This is a genomic window from Gardnerella sp. C0684A1 (assembly GCF_055326835.1).
Map to the genome: position 1 here is coordinate 1 of NZ_JBLTSX010000026.1, position 276 is coordinate 276.

Sequence of the window (276 nt, forward strand, 5' to 3'; positions counted from 1 at the left end):
GTGCAATACCTGCTGCGCAAGACGCTGCCGCAGGGCGGCCTGCAGGCGGGTGACTTCGTGCTCTTCCATGCCGCGGCGGGCGGTGTCGGGCTGATCGCCTGCCAGTGGGCACGCGCCCTCGGCCTGCGGCTGATTGCCACCGCCGGCAGCGACGAGAAATGCCAGCTGGCGCTGGAGCACGGGGCGACGCACGCGATCAACTACCGGCGCGATGTCGATTTCGCCGCCCGGGTGCGCGAGATCACCGGGGGCCAGGGCGTGAAGGTGGTCTATGAC

General features: G+C 70.3%; 1 protein-coding gene. It reads left to right on the forward strand.

Annotated elements, in window-relative coordinates:
• Positions 1-276 (forward strand): zinc-binding dehydrogenase (locus ACNEUN_RS06240; RefSeq protein ID WP_463631565.1); only part of this gene is annotated, 276 nt, incomplete at both ends.